The organism is Pseudoxanthomonas sp. LjRoot204_2 (assembly GCF_056175765.1).
In genome coordinates this window covers 1-15,714 of sequence record NZ_JBGFFG010000030.1, presented here as the reverse complement: position 1 = coordinate 15,714, position 15,714 = coordinate 1, and the positions used below count along the sequence as shown (strand labels likewise).

At 68.1% G+C, this 15,714-nt stretch carries 17 protein-coding genes, 2 tRNA genes and 1 pseudogene; 4 read left to right on the top strand and 16 right to left on the bottom strand.

Annotation, left to right across the window (positions count from 1 at the left end; all coding sequences use genetic code 11):
- From AC04L7_RS02780 to AC04L7_RS02715, 14 genes and pseudogenes are all read right to left on the bottom strand, one after another.
- Window positions 1–240, bottom strand: a pseudogene (locus AC04L7_RS02780) (DUF3261 domain-containing protein); the annotation flags it as partial.
- Window positions 228–1,460 carry an NAD(P)/FAD-dependent oxidoreductase gene (locus AC04L7_RS02775; RefSeq protein ID WP_296282263.1) on the bottom strand — a complete coding sequence of 411 codons (1,233 nt, stop codon included), beginning with the start codon at window positions 1,458–1,460 and terminating at the stop codon, window positions 228–230. The gene AC04L7_RS02775 and the pseudogene AC04L7_RS02780, both read right to left, overlap by 13 nt.
- Window positions 1,457–3,823: an MMPL family transporter gene (locus AC04L7_RS02770; protein WP_475512486.1), complete on the bottom strand. Its 2,367-nt coding sequence runs from the start codon at window positions 3,821–3,823 to the stop codon at window positions 1,457–1,459. Before AC04L7_RS02770 ends, AC04L7_RS02775 begins: the two co-directional genes overlap by 4 nt.
- Window positions 3,816–4,442: an outer membrane lipoprotein carrier protein LolA gene (locus AC04L7_RS02765; protein WP_435998727.1), complete on the bottom strand. Its 627-nt coding sequence runs from the start codon at window positions 4,440–4,442 to the stop codon at window positions 3,816–3,818. Before AC04L7_RS02765 ends, AC04L7_RS02770 begins: the two co-directional genes overlap by 8 nt.
- A complete protein-coding gene (locus AC04L7_RS02760) occupies window positions 4,439–4,870 on the bottom strand; it encodes an acyl-CoA thioesterase (protein WP_299347053.1) in 432 nt (143 codons plus the stop codon). The genes AC04L7_RS02765 and AC04L7_RS02760 overlap by 4 nt, the downstream gene beginning before the upstream one ends.
- Window positions 4,860–6,401 carry an HAL/PAL/TAL family ammonia-lyase gene (locus tag AC04L7_RS02755; RefSeq protein ID WP_299347007.1) on the bottom strand — a complete coding sequence of 514 codons (1,542 nt, stop codon included), beginning with the start codon at window positions 6,399–6,401 and terminating at the stop codon, window positions 4,860–4,862. The genes AC04L7_RS02760 and AC04L7_RS02755 overlap by 11 nt, the downstream gene beginning before the upstream one ends.
- A complete protein-coding gene (locus AC04L7_RS02750; RefSeq protein WP_475512485.1) occupies window positions 6,394–7,338 on the bottom strand; it encodes an LpxL/LpxP family acyltransferase in 945 nt (314 codons plus the stop codon). The genes AC04L7_RS02755 and AC04L7_RS02750 overlap by 8 nt, the downstream gene beginning before the upstream one ends.
- Entirely contained in the window at window positions 7,335–8,114 is a 780-nt protein-coding gene (locus tag AC04L7_RS02745; RefSeq protein ID WP_435998730.1) for a glycosyltransferase family 2 protein, read from the bottom strand. The genes AC04L7_RS02750 and AC04L7_RS02745 overlap by 4 nt, the downstream gene beginning before the upstream one ends.
- Window positions 8,104–9,789, bottom strand: coding sequence for an ApeI family dehydratase (locus tag AC04L7_RS02740; protein WP_475512484.1), 1,686 nt, complete (start codon window positions 9,787–9,789; stop codon window positions 8,104–8,106). Before AC04L7_RS02740 ends, AC04L7_RS02745 begins: the two co-directional genes overlap by 11 nt.
- Entirely contained in the window at window positions 9,782–10,333 is a 552-nt protein-coding gene (locus AC04L7_RS02735; RefSeq protein WP_435998734.1) for a COG4648 family protein, read from the bottom strand. The genes AC04L7_RS02740 and AC04L7_RS02735 overlap by 8 nt, the downstream gene beginning before the upstream one ends.
- A gap of 17 nt (window positions 10,334–10,350) precedes the next feature.
- A complete protein-coding gene (locus AC04L7_RS02730) occupies window positions 10,351–10,605 on the bottom strand; it encodes an acyl carrier protein (RefSeq protein WP_296282276.1) in 255 nt (84 codons plus the stop codon).
- 23 nt (window positions 10,606–10,628) lie between these two features.
- Window positions 10,629–10,898 carry a phosphopantetheine-binding protein gene (locus AC04L7_RS02725; protein ID WP_475512487.1) on the bottom strand — a complete coding sequence of 90 codons (270 nt, stop codon included), beginning with the start codon at window positions 10,896–10,898 and terminating at the stop codon, window positions 10,629–10,631.
- Window positions 10,876–11,673 carry a lysophospholipid acyltransferase family protein gene (locus AC04L7_RS02720; protein ID WP_475512483.1) on the bottom strand — a complete coding sequence of 266 codons (798 nt, stop codon included), beginning with the start codon at window positions 11,671–11,673 and terminating at the stop codon, window positions 10,876–10,878. The genes AC04L7_RS02725 and AC04L7_RS02720 overlap by 23 nt, the downstream gene beginning before the upstream one ends.
- On the bottom strand, window positions 11,666–12,403 hold the full coding sequence (locus tag AC04L7_RS02715; RefSeq protein ID WP_435998739.1) for a beta-ketoacyl synthase chain length factor: 738 nt from the start codon (window positions 12,401–12,403) through the stop codon (window positions 11,666–11,668). Before AC04L7_RS02715 ends, AC04L7_RS02720 begins: the two co-directional genes overlap by 8 nt.
- Before the next feature lie 137 nt (window positions 12,404–12,540).
- On the opposite strand from AC04L7_RS02715, the gene AC04L7_RS02710 reads away from it, so the two are divergent.
- The 3 genes from AC04L7_RS02710 (at window position 12,541) to AC04L7_RS02700 (ending at window position 13,139) form a co-directional block, all read left to right on the top strand.
- Window positions 12,541–12,616, top strand: a tRNA-Ala gene (locus AC04L7_RS02710).
- Between the two features lie 51 nt (window positions 12,617–12,667).
- Window positions 12,668–12,743, top strand: a tRNA-Glu gene (locus tag AC04L7_RS02705).
- 168 nt (window positions 12,744–12,911) lie between these two features.
- On the top strand, window positions 12,912–13,139 hold the full coding sequence (locus AC04L7_RS02700) for a hypothetical protein (RefSeq protein WP_435998741.1): 228 nt from the start codon (window positions 12,912–12,914) through the stop codon (window positions 13,137–13,139).
- Window positions 13,140–13,162: 23 nt separating this feature from the next.
- On the opposite strand, the gene AC04L7_RS02695 is transcribed toward AC04L7_RS02700, so the two are convergent.
- The gene (locus tag AC04L7_RS02695; protein ID WP_435998743.1) at window positions 13,163–13,645 is read right to left on the bottom strand and encodes a DUF1249 domain-containing protein; all 483 of its coding nucleotides are present in this window, start codon (window positions 13,643–13,645) and stop codon (window positions 13,163–13,165) included.
- A gap of 103 nt (window positions 13,646–13,748) precedes the next feature.
- The gene (gene ppsR, locus AC04L7_RS02690) at window positions 13,749–14,570 is read right to left on the bottom strand and encodes a posphoenolpyruvate synthetase regulatory kinase/phosphorylase PpsR (protein ID WP_435998745.1); all 822 of its coding nucleotides are present in this window, start codon (window positions 14,568–14,570) and stop codon (window positions 13,749–13,751) included.
- 154 nt (window positions 14,571–14,724) lie between these two features.
- Between ppsR and AC04L7_RS02685 the strand changes: the two genes are divergently transcribed.
- Window positions 14,725–15,714: PEP/pyruvate-binding domain-containing protein (locus tag AC04L7_RS02685; RefSeq protein ID WP_475512482.1), on the top strand; the 990-nt coding region annotated here is incomplete at its 3' end.

Here is a 15,714-nt window from a genome sequence, read left to right as displayed (position 1 = left end):
GGTCCGGCCCATGGCCTGTACCGCGAGCCGGACATCGGTGGCGTCGACTTCCAGCAGCGCATCCAGTTCGCGCACGTGCGGGCCGAAACGGAACACCAGGCGCTGTTGCACGGCCAGGTCGTGGCCCAGCGCCGCAGGCGCCAGTCGCAACGCGGGAAGTTCCACCGCGGGCTTTTGCGGACGCGTTGCGCATCCCGCCAGCAGCACGCCGGCGAGCAGCAGTGCGATCAACCGGTGCACAGCTGCTCCAGCACCTGCAGGCGGCGCTGCGTGTCGGCCACGTAGGGATTCTTCTTGTCCCAGGCATAGCCGGCGAGGATCGAACAGATCATGCGTCGGATGTCCGGCTGCGGATCCGGGTGGAAGATGATCTTCTGGAAACCACCCGCGTACCACGACTCGACGAAACGGCGGAAGGTCTGCACGCCGCCACGCAGCGGAATGGCGAACTCGGTCTCCCAGTCCACCGGTTCGCCGGCGTAGTGGCGGCGCAGGCATTCGCTGGCGAGTTGCGCCGACTTGAACGCGATGGTCACGCCCGAGGAAAACACCGGATCGAGGAACTCGCCCGCATTGCCCAGCAGCGCATAACCCGGTCCCCACAGCGAGGCGACGTTGGCGGAGTAGCCGGTGATCTGGCGTACCGGCAGCACCGCCCATTCGGCGTTCTTCAGCAACCGCGTCAGGTTGGGGTCTTCGCCGACGATGGCCTGCAGGCGCTCCAGGTCGGTGCCCGCGTAGCGATCGAGGAACGCGGTTTCCGCCACCACGCCGAGCGAGCAGCAGCCATTCGAGAACGGGATGGTCCAGTACCAGACGTCGACGTGTTCCGGATGCGTGGTGATCAGGATCTTGTTGCGATCGAAGCCCGCGCCGGGGGGGATGTGGTCGCGCACGTGGGTGAAGATGGCGCCGCGTACCGGGAAGTTCGACGGCGACTCGAGCTTCAGCAGGCGCGGCAGCAGTCGGCCGAAGCCGCTGGCGTCGAGCATGAAGTCGGCTTCGATCACGTACTCCTCGCCGTCCGGCGAGCGCACGGTGACGCGCGGAGCATGACCGGGCTCGGCGGACAGCACCTCGTGGCGGTAGCGCACCTCGGCCCCCATGCGCTCGGCGCCCTTTGCCAGGACATGGTCGAAGTCGGCACGCTGCACCTGGTACGTGGTCCCCCAGCCCTCCGAGAACTTGTCGCGGAAATCGAACTCGGTGGTGCGCTCCCCGCGCACGAAAGCGGCGCCGTTCTTGTACTGGAAGCCCGCCTCCACCACGTCCTGCAGGAGTCCGGCGGCCTGGATGTATTCCATGCTCTGCGGGAGGAGGCTCTCGCCGATGGAAAAGCGCGGGAACTGTTCGCGCTCGATGATGAGGACCTTGCGACCTTGCTGCCGCAGCAGGGCGGCCGCCACCGAGCCGGCGGGGCCTGCGCCGATGATCAGGATGTCGGTGCGTTCCGTTTTCATTCCACGTCGTGTCCAGGCAAGGGAGAAACATCCGGCGCAGGCCGGAACAGGGTCGACAGCAGCCAGACCAGGCCGATGCCGAACAGCAGGGTCAGGCCGAACGCGCGCAAGGCAGGCGTCGCCGACAGCCCCAGCAGGCCGAACGACAGCCAGGTACTGGCCGCCCCCACGCATACCGCGAGCCACGCGCTGGCATCGCCACGGTGCTCGACCAGGAAGATGCCGTAGTCGATCCCCATGCCGAGCAAGAGCATCAGCGCCAGCACGTTGAACAACTGCAACGGCTGGCCCAGCCAGCCCAGCAATGCCACGGTCAGCACGCCCGCCAGCACCGTCGGCGTGATCACACGCCAGGCCTGTCCGCGATAGCGTACGGCCAGCACCACGAACACCACTGCCACGCCCGCCAGCAGCAGCCAGGACATCATGTGGCGGTAGTGCGTGAGGAGGCGTGAAATGTCGGCCGTGCGATCGACCCAGCGCACACCCTCGAGACCGACCGCCTGCGCCGCGAACGTTGCGAGGGCGTCCGGCCGCGACAGGTCGTTGACCATCACCACCGACGCCATGCCCTCGCCCACCTGCCCGAGCCAGAGATGGCGTACCGGCAGCGATGCCGGCGATGCGAGGAAGGCATCGATGTCCATCGCCCCCGGGGCGAATCCGCCGCGCGCCACCGACTCTCCGGTAACCGCGGACAAGCGCGCCAGTACGTCGCGCTCGATACGCGACGTCAGCGCAGCATCTTCGTCCTGTTGGCGCTTCGAGGGCAGCCAATCGCTCAGTGCGCGGTGACCACCGACCTTCCCTTTCGCCTCCGCTTCACGAAGGCGCGCCACCAGGCGTTCCTCGCGTTGCAGCACCTGTTCGGCATCGCGCCCCTGCACGAGGAAGAACTGCGCCGGGCTGGGCATGCCCAGCAGGTGACCGACGTCGCGCTGCTGCGTGATCAGCGCCGGTGGCGACGACTGCAGGCCGCGAAGGTCGTCCTTGCCCTGTACGCGCATCAGGCCGGGYACCGCGATGGCCAGGACGACGACGGCGAGCGCGACACCGCCACGACGACCGGACAGGCGCGGCCATCGCACCAGCGTACCGCCCAGCCAACGCGAGAAGCCGGTCGTGCGGACCTGCCCACCATCCAGCCACGGGAAGAAGAAGATCACCGTCAGGAAGGCCGACGCCAGGCCGACCACGGAGAACAGCGCCATCTGCCGCAGGCCGGGGAACGGTGCCAACCCCAGCGCCAGATACGCCATGGCGCTGGTCAGCAGTGCCAGCCACAGGCCGGGCAGCAGATGGCGCAGCAGCGACCAGCGTCGCTCGCTGGCCACGCCCTGACGCGATGCGAACCAGTGGATGCCGTAGTCCTCCGCCACGCCAACGAGGCTTGCGCCGAAGATCAGCGTCAGCAGGTGCACCTTTCCGAAGACCAGCACGGTGACCGTCATCGCGACCGCGCAGCCGACCAGCAGCGACATCGCCACCAGCAACAGGGGACGCAGCGAGCGGAACGCCAGCCACACCAGCAGCAGCACGGCCGCCAGCGAGCCCCAGCCGATGGTATTGACCTCGCGGCGGGCCTGCACCGCGGCCGATTCGGCATGCAGGGGCACCCCGGCCTTCAGCACGCGGATGCCGGGCGCCGCCGCCATCGCGGCGCCGGTCGCCGCGTCGAGCAGATCCTGCAGATGGCGTTCGCCGTCCAGCCTGAAGGCCGAGGTGCGCAACGTGTACTGCAGCACCGCCCAGTGGCGGTTCTCGGCCTGCAGCAGTCCGTCACCGTCCACTGCCATCCCCGACGCGGCCGCCTGCGCCTGCCACCACTGCGGCCACAGTCCGAGTGGATCGCTGCGCCACTCGGTCAGGCGCGGCGCCCCCATGGGACCGTACAGCGACGCCAGTGCGGACTCGGCCAAGGCTTCGGGCGTCGCCTGCGCCAGCGTGTCCCGCTGGGATGCAGTCAGCAAGCGATCGCGATGCGGTGCCAGCACGTCGCGCGCCTGGGCGAACCAGTCTTCCGGCGACCCAGCCGACGCCAGCATCGCCTGCGCCGCCGGGCGTGCAAGCGACKCCTCGAACGCCGCCCGTGCCTTCAGCGCGTCCTCCACCTCCGTGGCGCCCAGCATGACCACCACGTCGCGCGCACTGTTCTCCGCGATGCGTCGGGTCGCATCGGACACCGTCGGGTCGCCGGCCTCCTGGGGCAGCAGCGCCAGCACGTCGCTGTCGATGCGCGGCGACTGCCAGAACCGCCATTGGTGCCACGCCACGGCAGCCAGGACCACCAACCACGCCACGGCAAGCCAGCGCCAGCCGCGCAACGGTCGCACCCTCGTCACCGCGGGCACAGGATCACTCAAACCGGGCCGCCTCGTCGCGCGACAGGGTCGCGGGCGATTCGCTCATGCCGCTGAAGCGCAGGCGCGTGAGGTCGCCGTTGGCCTCGCGCAGCTCCACCTCACGCACATAGCGGTCGCCCGACAGGCGCACCGAGTTGAAGGCCTGCGCCACCTGCCGCGAACGTGGCACCAGCGTCATCTTCCAGCCACGCGCCGCAGGCTCCGCCTTCACCTCGAAGGTCGACGTCAGCGCCTTCATGTCGCCGCTCATCAGCGCGAACATCATCGCGTTGACACTGCGAAGCCCGGGTTGTTGCCGGCCATCGACTTCCAACCGGCGGCTGCCGTCTCGCTGGCGGCTGAGGATGCGATCCTGCGTGATGACGATTTCGGACGGGAACGGCGCCGTCGTCGACCACACCACGCCCTTGTCGCGCACCAGCAGGAAACGACCATTCGAGCGCAGCGGATTCCTGAAGCCGGCCACCTGCTTTTCCTGGCTGAACTCGCCCCGCAACAGCGGCACCTGCGCCACCTGGGAACGCACCTCCGCCAACGGATCGGCGGACGCCGGGTTGACGATTCCACCCGCCATGAGGGCAAGCGCGAAAGCGGAAACGAGACCGCGGATCTTGTTCATGGCGCAGCGACTCCCAACCGTTCCCACAGGACAGGCGGGCACTGATAGCGCATCTCGCCTGAAGCGGCGTCGACCGCCACCTGGATCGTGTGCGCGCGCGTCAGCACCTCGCCACTTCCGGCGTCGCGAATCTCGTAGTCCATCCTCAAGCGGTTCTCCCACTCGCTGATGCGGGCCGTCACGAGCAGGGCCTGCGCGTACCGCAGCGGGCGGATGTACTTCACGCGCGTATCGACGATCGGCCACATGTAGCCGGATGCATGCATCTGCGGGTAGTCGTAGTCGAACCGCTGCAGCAACGCGCAACGGGCGATTTCAAGGTACTTGAAGTAGTGGCCGTGCCAGACCACCTGCATGGCATCGCAATCGTGGAAGGCCGGGCTGAGCGGGATCTCGATCGCCAGGTCGGCGCGAAGGTCAGGCGGCATAGACATCCCAGCGTTCCTCCCGGATGTCGACCAGCAGCTGGCGCAGTTCGCCATCCAGTGCGCGATCCTCCTCGACCAGCGCGATGCGCGCCTGCAGGTCGGCGTACATCGTCGCCGGGCCTTCGCCCAGCGTGGATTGCAGCCCGACGCGCTCGCGCAGCGCCAGTGCCTGGCGTGCGGCGATCAGCATGCCGGCGACCACCTGCTCGGTCAGCTCGATCACGCGCAGACAATCGCGCGCGGCGATCGTGCCCATGCTGACCTTGTCCTGGTTGTGGCATTCGGTGGAACGCGAGAAGACCGAGGCCGGCATCGTCAGCTTCAAGGCCTCGGCGGTCCACGCCGACACGCTGATCTGCAACGCCTTCAGGCCGTGGTTGATCGCCGCGCGCGGCCCCGTCGCGCCGGACAGGTTCGCCGGCAGGCCGTGGTTGTAGCGCGCATCCACGATCAGGGCCAGCTGCCGGTCCAGCAAGTCGGCGACATTGGCCACGGTGTTCTTCAGCGAATCCATCGCGAACGCGATGTGTCCGCCATAGAAGTGGCCTCCGTGCAGGATCTGCTCGCGCTCGGGGTCGATCAGCGGATTGTCGTTGGCGCTGTTGAGTTCGGTCTCGATCAGCTGGCGCAGGAACGGCAATGCGTCTTCCAGCACGCCGATCACGTGCGGCGCGCAACGCAACGAGTAACGGTCCTGCAGGCGCTGCTCATTGCGGGGCGGCCGGTCGCTGTGCAGGTCTTCGCGCAACCGCTGCGCCACGCGCGACTGGCCGGGATGCGGCTTCGCGGCGAACAGCACGGCGTCGAAATGGTGCGCGTTGCCGTCGGCGGCCAGCACGTTGAACGCGGTCAACCGCGTCGCCAGGCGCGACAGGTATTCGGCGCGATGGAACGCCAGGCAGGCAAGCGCGGTCATCACGGCGGTCCCGTTCATGATCGCCAGTCCCTCCTTGGGACGCAGCGTCAGCGGCGCCATGCCGATCTCGGCGAGCGCGTCGCGTGCCGGACGCTGGCGCCCGCCGTGCATGACGTCGCGCTCGCCGCACAGCACGGCGGCCACGTACGACAGCGGCGTCAGGTCGCCGCTCGCACCGACCGATCCTTCCGCGGGAATCAGGGGCAGCACGTCGTGGCGCAGCAGCTTCGCCAACCCTTCCAGCAGCGGCACGCTGACACCTGACATGCCCCGCACCAGCGACGCCAGCCGCGCCGCCAGCACCGCACGTGTCTCGGTTTCGTCCAGGAAGCGGCCGAGGCCGCACCCATGGTAGGTGTACAGGTGGTGCGGCAGTTCCGCGACCAGTGCCGGCGGAATGTTCACCGTGCAGGAATCGCCATACCCGGTGGTGACGCCATAGATGACGCCCTCCTCCTCCAGCAGTCGACTGAGGAAGTCGGCGCCACGCGCGATGCGCGCCCGGAAGGCGGGATCTGCGGACAGCACCGGCGGCACGCGGCGCTGCGCCAGGGCGACGACGTCCTCGATGCGCAGCGGAGCGTCGCCGAAGACCGGCGCCACGGAGTCATTCATTGCGGGGCTCATGCGGTACCTGATCCCAGAAGGGGTAGAAGTTGAACCAGTCGTAGGGCGACAGGTGGACCTGCTGTTCCAGCCACCGCGCGAACTGTGCAGCGTAGCCGGCCAGGGCGGCATCGCGCGAGCCGCGCGGCAACGCGATGCGTTCGGCGAACGCGTCCATGCGCACCCGGTAGCCGTCGCCTTCATGCGTGCACGCCATGGTGAACACCGGGCACTTCAGCGCGGCACCCAGCACGTAGGCTCCGATCGGGAACGGGGCTTCATGGCCCAGGAAGGAGGCCGTCACCGTACGCCCGMCGCGCAGCGGGACACGATCGCCGGCGATGGCGACGAACTCGCCCCGCGCCACGCGCTCGGATAACCTCACCGCATCGGCGGGCCCCAGGTCCGTGACCTGGAGCAGTTCAACGCGCGTGGTCTCGTCCAGGCGACGCATCATGCGGTTGAAGCGCTCGGCGTGCGCCGTGTGCACCAGCGCCGTCAGGCGAAGGCCGGGAACCTGCTCGGCCATCACCTGGCAGAGCTCCAGGCATCCCAGGTGCCCGGTGACGATCAGCCCGCCCTCCCCCGACCTGACCCGCGCCAGCACGCCCTCCCGCTGCATGCGGACGCGTCCGATCGGGTAGCGGTGGCCCAGCGCGAGGATCTTGTCGAGCATCGTCTCGGCGAACATCGCGAAGTGGTGCAGGCTCTGCCACACGCCCGGCCGCGACGGCGGCACGCCCGAATGTGCATGCAGGCGCCGCAGGTACTGCAGCGACGCACGCCGCGCGGTGCCATTGAGCAGCCAATGCACGAGGACCACCGGATAGACGCACAAGCGGAAGGGCCAGCGCCCCAGCCAGCGATGCACCGCGCAGAGCAGCAGGATCCCGCGTACGGAGGTGGATTCGCCGATGTCGGCCCAGTGCTCGCTGCGCCGGCTCATGGCGACGCCACCGACCTGCGGCCGCGCAGCAGGCGCGGCAACCGCCGCACCATGCCGAAGAACAGCCGCGCATGCATGCGGCTGATGCGCACGTTGTCGCGCCATACGTCGAAGTGCGACACGCCATCGAGCGGATAGGTCACGCGCGTCGGCAGGTTGTGCACGCGGATGCCGCGCCAGAACAGGCGCACCAGCACCTCTACGTCGAAGTCCATGCGCCGCCCGATGGTCTCCTCGTCCATCAGTTTCAGCACCGGAGGCAGCGGATAGACTCGGAAGCCGCACATCGAATCGCGGATCGCGAAGGACACGGTATTGATCCACACCCATACGTGGGTGAGGTAGCGGCCGTAGAGCCGGCCCTTCGGCACGCTCTCGTCGTAGACCGGCACGCCACAGATTACGTCGCCCGGATGCGCCTGCGCCAGCGCGAGGAAGCGCGGAATGTCGGCGGGGTCGTGCTGGCCATCGGCATCGATCTGCAGCACATGGGTGTGCCCATGGCGGCTCGCGTCGCGGAACCCCGCCAGCACGGCGCCTCCCTTGCCCTGGTTCACCGGCAGCCGGAGCAGGCGCACCTGCGGCGCATGCAGCGCGGCCAGACGGTCGAGCTCGAGGGCGCACGCCGGGCCCGAGCCGTCATCCACCAGAAGGCAGGCGTTGCCGGTGTGTAGCACGCCCGCCACCATCGTGGCGATGGCGTGCTCGTGGTCGAACACCGGGATCACGACCAGCGGGCGGAAGGCGAGCGGCGGCGCCACGGATTCACCCCTCATGGACGAACACCACGCGACCACTGGCATGCGGACCCTGCACGGAGGTGTAGCGGAACACGAGCGTGGCGCGATCCGCCTGCCATTCCAGGTCGAGGTGGATCAGGTCGCCGGGACGCGCCACGCGCTGGAACTTCAGCGCTTCCATGCGAAGGAAGCACGGGGGAATCGCGAAGACCTCGCGCGCCAGCTGTACCGCCCAGTCGAGTTGCGCGACCCCCGGCAGGACTGCGGCCTGGTTGAAATGGCCGTCGAAGACGGCGAGCGACGCGTCCAGCGACATGTCGGCGCGTGCGCGCGCCGACTCGCGGAGCGTCCAGCATGCGGCCGGGCGCTCGGGGCGGAACAGGGCGGTCAGTGCCGCCTCGGTGACCTTGCCTTGCGCGTTGGTCGGCAACGCCGTCGCGAAGCGCCAGCGCCGCGGCCGGGTCACCGCATCCTGCATCTCCGCCAGGTGCCGCGACAACGACTGCGACAGCGCACGCCGGGCCATCGCGTCTTGCGGCACCGGCACGCCGTCGGCCATCGCGACGACGGCCGCCAGCGCGCTGCGCGCGCCACCGAGCAGCAGCACGCGCGCCTCCCTGACCGCCGGGTGCGCCTGGATCCGGCGCTCCAGCGCATCCAGCGAGACGCGACGCTCTTCCACCTTCACGATACGGTCTGCCCGGCCCAGCAGACGGAATCCGCCCGCACCATCGGCTTCCGCGCGGTCCTGGCTGCGCCACCACGCGTCGCCGGCCAGGTGCGGCGAATGCACTTCGAGCACGCCTTCCTGCAAACGCCAGTCGACGCCGGGTAACGGCGTCCAGACCGGAACTTCCGTCTCCCAGCGGCGCCAGGCGATGCCGCCGGTCTCGCTGCTGCCCAGGATCTYGGTGGGCGGCACGCCCAGCAGCCGGGCCACATCGTGCGCAGCATCGGCGGGCAACGCGCCCCCTGACGAGAACACCGCGCGCAGCCGCCCATGCAGCGATGCCCATGACAGCTGCGCCGGCAAGCGCTTGAGGTGCGCCGGACTGGCGACCAGCACCGCGTCCTGGCCGTCCATCGCGGCCAGCAGATCTTCGGGAAAGAACGCACGCGGCACGATGGCGCGGCCCGCGGCCAGCGGCCACAACACCCGGAACAGAAGGCCGTAGATATGCTGGTGCGACACGGTGCCATGCACCGCCACGCCGTCCAGGCCGCGCCCGAGCGCGGCTTCCAGCGCGTGCACCTCGGCGTCGAGTTGCCGCAGGCGCTTCTCGATGGCGACCGGCTCGCCCGTGCTTCCGGAGGTGAAGACGACGAGACGCGTGGCGTCCGCGTCCAGCGGTCGCGCCACGCAGGGGGTGTCCGGCAGATCATCCGGCGACGCGGCATCGCTCTCGAGCCAGTCGCCCGCGAAACCGTCCACGTGCGCGCGCAGGCGGGCCTGGGTGCCTGCCAGCGCGTCGCCCGGCAACACCACGGTCTTGCCCGCATGCCACGCGCCATACAGGGCGGCGGCGAAGCGCGAGGCGTCATCGAAGTGCAGCGCCCAACTCGACCCCGGCAGACGGTGGAACGTCGCCTGCCAGCGCAGCGCCTCGTGCTGGAACACCGCATGGTCCGCCGACTCGCTTCCCGCCGCGATGAACGCCCGTCCCGGCAACGGGCGCAGCGCGACCTCGCCCAACGAGCGCCACTCAGTCATGGCGATGTCCTGCCTTCACCCGCTGGCGCACCAGCCACTCGCCGCCGAACAACAGGCCGATCAGTCCGTAGGCGATCAATCCGTTGTAGAGCGCCCACGTCCGGTCAGACGTCCACAGCGCCGTGACCAGCGCGAGTGCGCCATTGAGCACGAAGAAGCCGCACCACACCTGAGTGACGCGGCGCGTGTAGGCCACGCCGGCGGGCGGGAGGTCGGGCTCGGTCAGCCGCGCGATGCGCTCCACCGCCGACGGCGGAAACGCCAGGCTGCTCGCGAACACGATCAGCATCACCGCATTGATCAGGGCCGGATAGAGCTTGAGCGGCAACGCCTGGTTGAACACGGTGGCCAGGGCCGCAAGCAGTGCGGCGCCCGCGGCCGCCACCAGCCAGACCGCCTGGCGCGTCGCGATGGCGCGCAGCACCGCGAGGGCTAGCAGCAGGACCGCCAGCCAGCGCGGCTCGAAGCGACCCATCGCCCAATAGACCACTAGGGGGTAAGCCACCGACAACGCCACGAAGATGGCCGCGCCTATCCGGGACACGGGCACGCGGCCTGCGCTCAGGCGGCTTGGTCGCGGATCAGGCCGTACAGCACGTCCACGATGTCCTGCACCGTGCGCACCGACTTGAAGGCATCCGGCTGCAGGCTGCGGCCCAGCAGCGGCTTCAGCTGCACGATCAGGTCCACCGCATCGATGCTGTCGATGTCGAGGTCGTCGTAGAGCCGGGCGTCGGGCGTGATGCGCGCGGGCTCGATCTCGAAGCTGTCATGCAGGATCGTCACGATCCGGTCGAAAAGTTCGTTCTTGGTCATCTTGCCAGTCCTGCCGTCCCTGCTCAGGCCTTGCCTTGCGAGGCGACGAAGTCCGCCAGGGCACGCACGCTGGCGAAATGCCGGCGGGTTTCCTGCGAATCGGCGGAGAGCGCCACGCCGTAGCGCTTCTGCAGCGCAAGGCCCAGTTCGAGCGCGTCGATCGAATCCAGTCCCAGCCCCTCCACGAACAGCGGGGCGCCGGTATCGATGTCGTCGGGGGTGATGTCCTCCAGCGACAGCGATGAAATGATCAATTCCTTGATCTCGTGCTCAAGTGCCTGCACGCGATGGATCTCCCGCAAAGTAGTTGGCCAGATGTTCCGTGAGCCGCCGGGCTGCCAGCGCCTCTCCCCCCGCCGCTGGATCCGCCCCCTCCATTCCGTTCAGGAACGGGGCGATCGGCAGGTCTTCCTGAACATCGATCACCATGTGGAATCGCACCGGCGGCACACGATACCACTTCTCCCCTTTCCCCAGCGTCAGCGGCGAGCACGTGATCCGCACCGGCGTGATGTCCAGCGCGCCGCGCACCGCGATGTTCGCGGCACCGCGCTGCAGCTTCAACGGCTGCCCCGGCGTGGTCCGGGTTCCTTCCGGGAAGATCACCAGCGCGCCACCGGCGCGGACCGCGGCAATGCAGTCTTCCACCAGCCCTGCGCCGTCGTCGTTGGCGACGTAGCCTGCGGCACGCACGGGGCCGCGCATGAACGGATTGCGCGCCACCGCCGACTTCACCACGCAATCCGCATTGGGAAGCAGCGACACCAGCAGGACGACGTCGATCAGCGTCGGGTGGTTGGCAAGGACCAGCAGGCCCCTGCGCGCCAGCCGCTCGCGGCCCCGGATCTCGTACGTCATCAGCCCAAGGCGGCGCATCAGTTCGACATGGGCGGCGAAACTGCGCTGGACGATGCGCCGGGACCAGCGGCGGCGGCGCTCGGAGTCACGCACCAGCCAAAGCATCGGCGGCAGCACGAACACGCCCAGGAACAACCCGCCGACGCCGAACRCAAGGAAGCTCAGTCCGGTACCGAAGACGCGCCAGGCATGGTCGACGCGCTCACGCATCGCGCTGCCACCGCCATGTCATGCCGTCGGCCCGCCACTGCCATGCCGCCTCGCCTGACAGCAGGAAGCGCAGGACCTCCAGACCGTGCGGCAGGGTGGCGGCCGCGAGCTCCGATTCGCCCGCCTCGCCCTCCCACGCCAGCCGCAATGCAGGCGCCGAGCCGTCGGCAGGCGCGATACGCCAGCACCAGGCGAAACCGGCGTCCGGCTCGTCCGCGAAGCTGGCGTAGATCCCGGGCAGCGGCGCTTCGTACACCACCAGCAGCACCTCCGGCGCCCCATCCGCCAGCAATACCGCCGCCTCGACGCACGCGGCTTCTACCGTCGCCATGCCACCGGCCAGGGCGATGTAGTTGCCGCGCTCCCGTCGCAGGATCGAGTACAGCGCCGCGATGGCGTTGTGCACCGACAGGCCGAACGTGGTGGGCGACGGTGGTTGCTCAGTCGCCAGGGCTTCCAGCAGTTCCATCGAACGCGCCACGTCGCCGTGCCGCGACGCGAAGATGAGGGGCGTGCCGTTTTCTTCAGCGTGCTGGCACCAGAACGCCGTCTGGATCGCCATCCGCCCGAGCCGTTCGATGCGCCTTCGCTGCATCGCGGGCACCTCCGCCAGCGCAGGGGTCTCTTCGCCAACCGGCAGCCACGGGGCGGTGGCCCACGCACGCCATGCGTCGCGGTCCACCAGACCGGGCGCCCATGCGGACCATTCCTTCACTGAAAACGCGATCATCCGCCTTGCGATGCCTCTCGATGTCCGGTCGCTTATTTCAACCGCATGCACCTTCCACCGCCAGCCGTGAAATTTTTCGTAACGGATGCTTGCGCATCGGAAATTGCCTAGCTATCATTCCGCTCCTGCCAGCACGTGGGGCCATAGCTCAGCTGGGAGAGCGCCTGCMTKGCAYGCAGGAGGTCGGCGGTTCGATCCCGCCTGGCTCCACCAACTTCCGGACAATAGGCCGTCCGGAGTAAAATCTGGCGACAACTTTCGTGCGTCCCCATCGTCTAGAGGCCTAGGACATTACCCTTTCACGGTAGCGACCGGGGTTCGAATCCCCGTGGGGACGCCAATCTTTCAAGGCCCGGGAAACCGGGCCTTTCTTTTTGCCTTCGCCGAGCGCGCACGCGGCCTCGAAGACATCCACGCGAACATCACGAGGGCGCGCGTAAAAACCTCGGAAGGCCACCGGTCCTCCCACCGCGTAGCGCAGCAGTACCCACCCTCCCCGGCCGCCGCCATGACACACGACACCCTTGTAAACGAGCTGGTTTCCCACGTGCCGCTCCATCGGGACACGCGATGGAGTGCGGGATCGCTGGGACTGGACGAGGCGACGTTCGACGCCATCGCGCTTCGCCTGCTGGCACTGGAAGCGCGGGGTGCGGTCGACGTGACGAATCTTTCCCGCGACAACCGTCACGGCCTGAGCCGGCTCAACGCCATCCGCTTCGTTCGCGTGGCCTGAACCACCGGCAAGGCGATGCGACGTCAGGCGACGTCGCGCGCCGTCGTGACGGGTTGCAATGTCGCCACGCCATGCCCCTGCTCGCCCAGGTACTCGAGCCATTTGCCGAGGAAGGTATTCATGCGCATGCGGTGGCTGATGACTTCCGCCGGCGGGGGATACAGGCCGATGACGTCCTGCCATCGCCGGCCGACATAACAGTGCGTCGCCTCGGCCTGGTGCGCGTCGCGATACAGTCGGACGAACGCGGACGGGTCCGGTTCGCCGGTCAGCGGGTCGCAGATGTCGTAGGTCAGGCGCAACTCGACCGTGTACCGATGGGTCTCGATGACATCCAGACGTACGTCGAGCCCATCGCCGATACGGGAGACGTACGTACCGACCGCCAGGTGCTCCGGCGCGAACAGGCGCGTCAGCCGTGCGTGGTTTTCCGCGTAGAGCGCCATCAGCCAGCCGAAGCGGCCAAGCCGGGGAATGCGGGCGTTACGTGCGAGTGCCTGGGACATGGTCCGATCCTACACGCGGTTGCGCGCCGGCGGCAGCATTGACGCCTCGCCGGGTGCGGCCTAAGTTAAGGGTTCCCGGGACCACCGCCGGGCCCGGCCTTCCTCAGTACATGTCGCGCTGCAGGCCCAGCGTGGAAAGCACCTTGCTGGAAATCTCCTCGATCGACTTGTTGGTGGTGCTGAGCGTGGGCAGCCGTTCCACCTGGAACATCGCCTCGGCCGCGGCCACCTCGCGCTTGCAGGTTTCCATCTTCGCGTAGCTGGAGTTGGGGCGGCGCTCCTGCCGGATCTGGTGCAGGCGATCAGGATCGATGGTCAACGCGAACAGCTTGCGCCGATAGGGGCGCAGTCGCGCCGGCAGCCTGTCGGTCTCGAGATCGCCATCGGTCAAGGGATAGTTCGCTGCGCGGATGCCGTAATGCAGGGCCAGGTAGACGCAGGTGGGCGTCTTGCCCGCACGCGATACGGCCACCAGGATCACGTCGGCCTCGTCGTAGTTCACCGCCATGCCGTCGTCGTGGGTCAGCGCGAAATTCATCGCATTGATTCGCCGGTGGTAGGTCTCGAAATCCACAAGGCCATGCGCCTGCCCCACGCGCGACTGGCGCTGCTGGCCGAGTTCGCGCTCCAGCGGCTCGATGAAGGGGGCGAACACGTCGAGCATCAGTGCGCCGCTTTCGGCGACCAGTGCGCTCAGCGCCGGATCCACGCACGAATTGATGACGATGGGCCGGCTGCCCAGCTTTTCGCCCATGCGGCGAATGCGATCGGCGGCATCGCGCGCTTTTTCCTCGTCATCGACGAAGGAGAGCCGGTCCGTCTGGAAGCGCATGCCGGCGAACTGGGTCAGCAGGCTGTGGCCGATCGTCTCGGCGGTGATACCGGTGCCATCGGAGACATAGAACACCGGGCGCAGCTCAGACATGCCCTTCCCCTTCCCGCTTCACCATGGAAACCCCCGTCAGATCAAGCTTGTCTGCAATTGGTATGCACTGCATCATATCGCCTCTTTCCCCATGGACAYGGCACCCCACGCCGATGGTCATCGGCATGGCGCGGCCTGCTTCGGAGCATTGCGCTTGAACGAGAAAATCCTGTGGTTGCACGAGCTGCGCCTGGCCGACCTGGCCCGCGTAGGTGGCAAGAATTCGTCACTGGGCGAAATGATCGGCCACCTGGCCAACCTGGGGGTGTCGGTCCCCGGAGGCTATGCGACCACCGCGGAGGCGTTCAAGGCCTTCATCGCGCACAACGACCTGTCCAAGCGCATCTTCGACAAGCTGGCCACGCTCGATGTCGAGGATGTCGCGGCTTTGACGGCCGCCGGCAAAGAGATCCGCGGCTGGGTCATCGACGCGCCGCTGCAGCCCGACCTGGATGCCGACATCCGAGCTGCCTACGCGAAGCTGTCCTCCGAAAACGGCGGCGGCGACATCGCCGTGGCCGTGCGCTCGTCGGCTACCGCCGAGGACCTGCCCGACGCGTCGTTCGCCGGCCAGCAGGAAACCTTCCTCAACGTCACCGGCGCCGACGATGTCGTGCACAAGGTGAAGGAAGTCTTCGCCAGCCTCTACAACGACCGCGCCATCGCCTACCGCGTGCACCACGGCTTCAAGCACGAGGACGTGTTCCTGTCGGCCGGCGTGCAGCTGATGGTGCGCTCCGGCGTCGGCGCCTCGGGCGTCCTGTTCACGCTGGACACCGAATCCGGTTTCCGCGACGTGGTGTTCGTGACCTCCAGCTTCGGCCTGGGAGAGATGGTCGTGCAGGGCGCGGTGAACCCGGATGAGTTCTACGTCTACAAGCCCACGCTGAAACAGGGCAAGCCGGCCATCCTGCGCCGCTCGCTCGGCAGCAAGGCGCTGCGCATGGTGTATTCGGACGTACCCGGCGAACGCGTCCGCACGGAAGACACGCCGGCAAACCTGCGTGCCACCTTCTCCATCACCGATGAGGATGTGCACGAACTGTCGAAGCAGGCCCTGGTCATCGAGCAGCATTACGGCCGCCCGATGGACATCGAGTGGGCGAAGGACGGCGTCACCGGCAAGCTCTTCATCGTGCAGGCG

Excerpts from the sequence above, each read along its gene's own strand:
- AC04L7_RS02775 (WP_296282263.1), bottom strand. The coding sequence starts at position 1,460 with ATGAAAACGGAACGCACCGACATCCTGATCATCGGCGCAGGCCCCGCC.
- AC04L7_RS02765 (WP_435998727.1), bottom strand. The coding sequence starts at position 4,442 with ATGAACAAGATCCGCGGTCTCGTTTCCGCTTTCGCGCTTGCCCTCATG.
- AC04L7_RS02760 (WP_299347053.1), bottom strand. The coding sequence starts at position 4,870 with ATGCCGCCTGACCTTCGCGCCGACCTGGCGATCGAGATCCCGCTCAGC.
- AC04L7_RS02755 (WP_299347007.1), bottom strand. The coding sequence starts at position 6,401 with ATGAATGACTCCGTGGCGCCGGTCTTCGGCGACGCTCCGCTGCGCATC.
- AC04L7_RS02745 (WP_435998730.1), bottom strand. The coding sequence starts at position 8,114 with ATGAGGGGTGAATCCGTGGCGCCGCCGCTCGCCTTCCGCCCGCTGGTC.
- AC04L7_RS02730 (WP_296282276.1), bottom strand. The coding sequence starts at position 10,605 with ATGACCAAGAACGAACTTTTCGACCGGATCGTGACGATCCTGCATGAC.
- AC04L7_RS02715 (WP_435998739.1), bottom strand. The coding sequence starts at position 12,403 with ATGATCGCGTTTTCAGTGAAGGAATGGTCCGCATGGGCGCCCGGTCTG.
- AC04L7_RS02700 (WP_435998741.1), top strand. The coding sequence starts at position 12,912 with ATGACACACGACACCCTTGTAAACGAGCTGGTTTCCCACGTGCCGCTC.
- AC04L7_RS02695 (WP_435998743.1), bottom strand. The coding sequence starts at position 13,645 with ATGTCCCAGGCACTCGCACGTAACGCCCGCATTCCCCGGCTTGGCCGC.
- ppsR (WP_435998745.1), bottom strand. The coding sequence starts at position 14,570 with ATGTCTGAGCTGCGCCCGGTGTTCTATGTCTCCGATGGCACCGGTATC.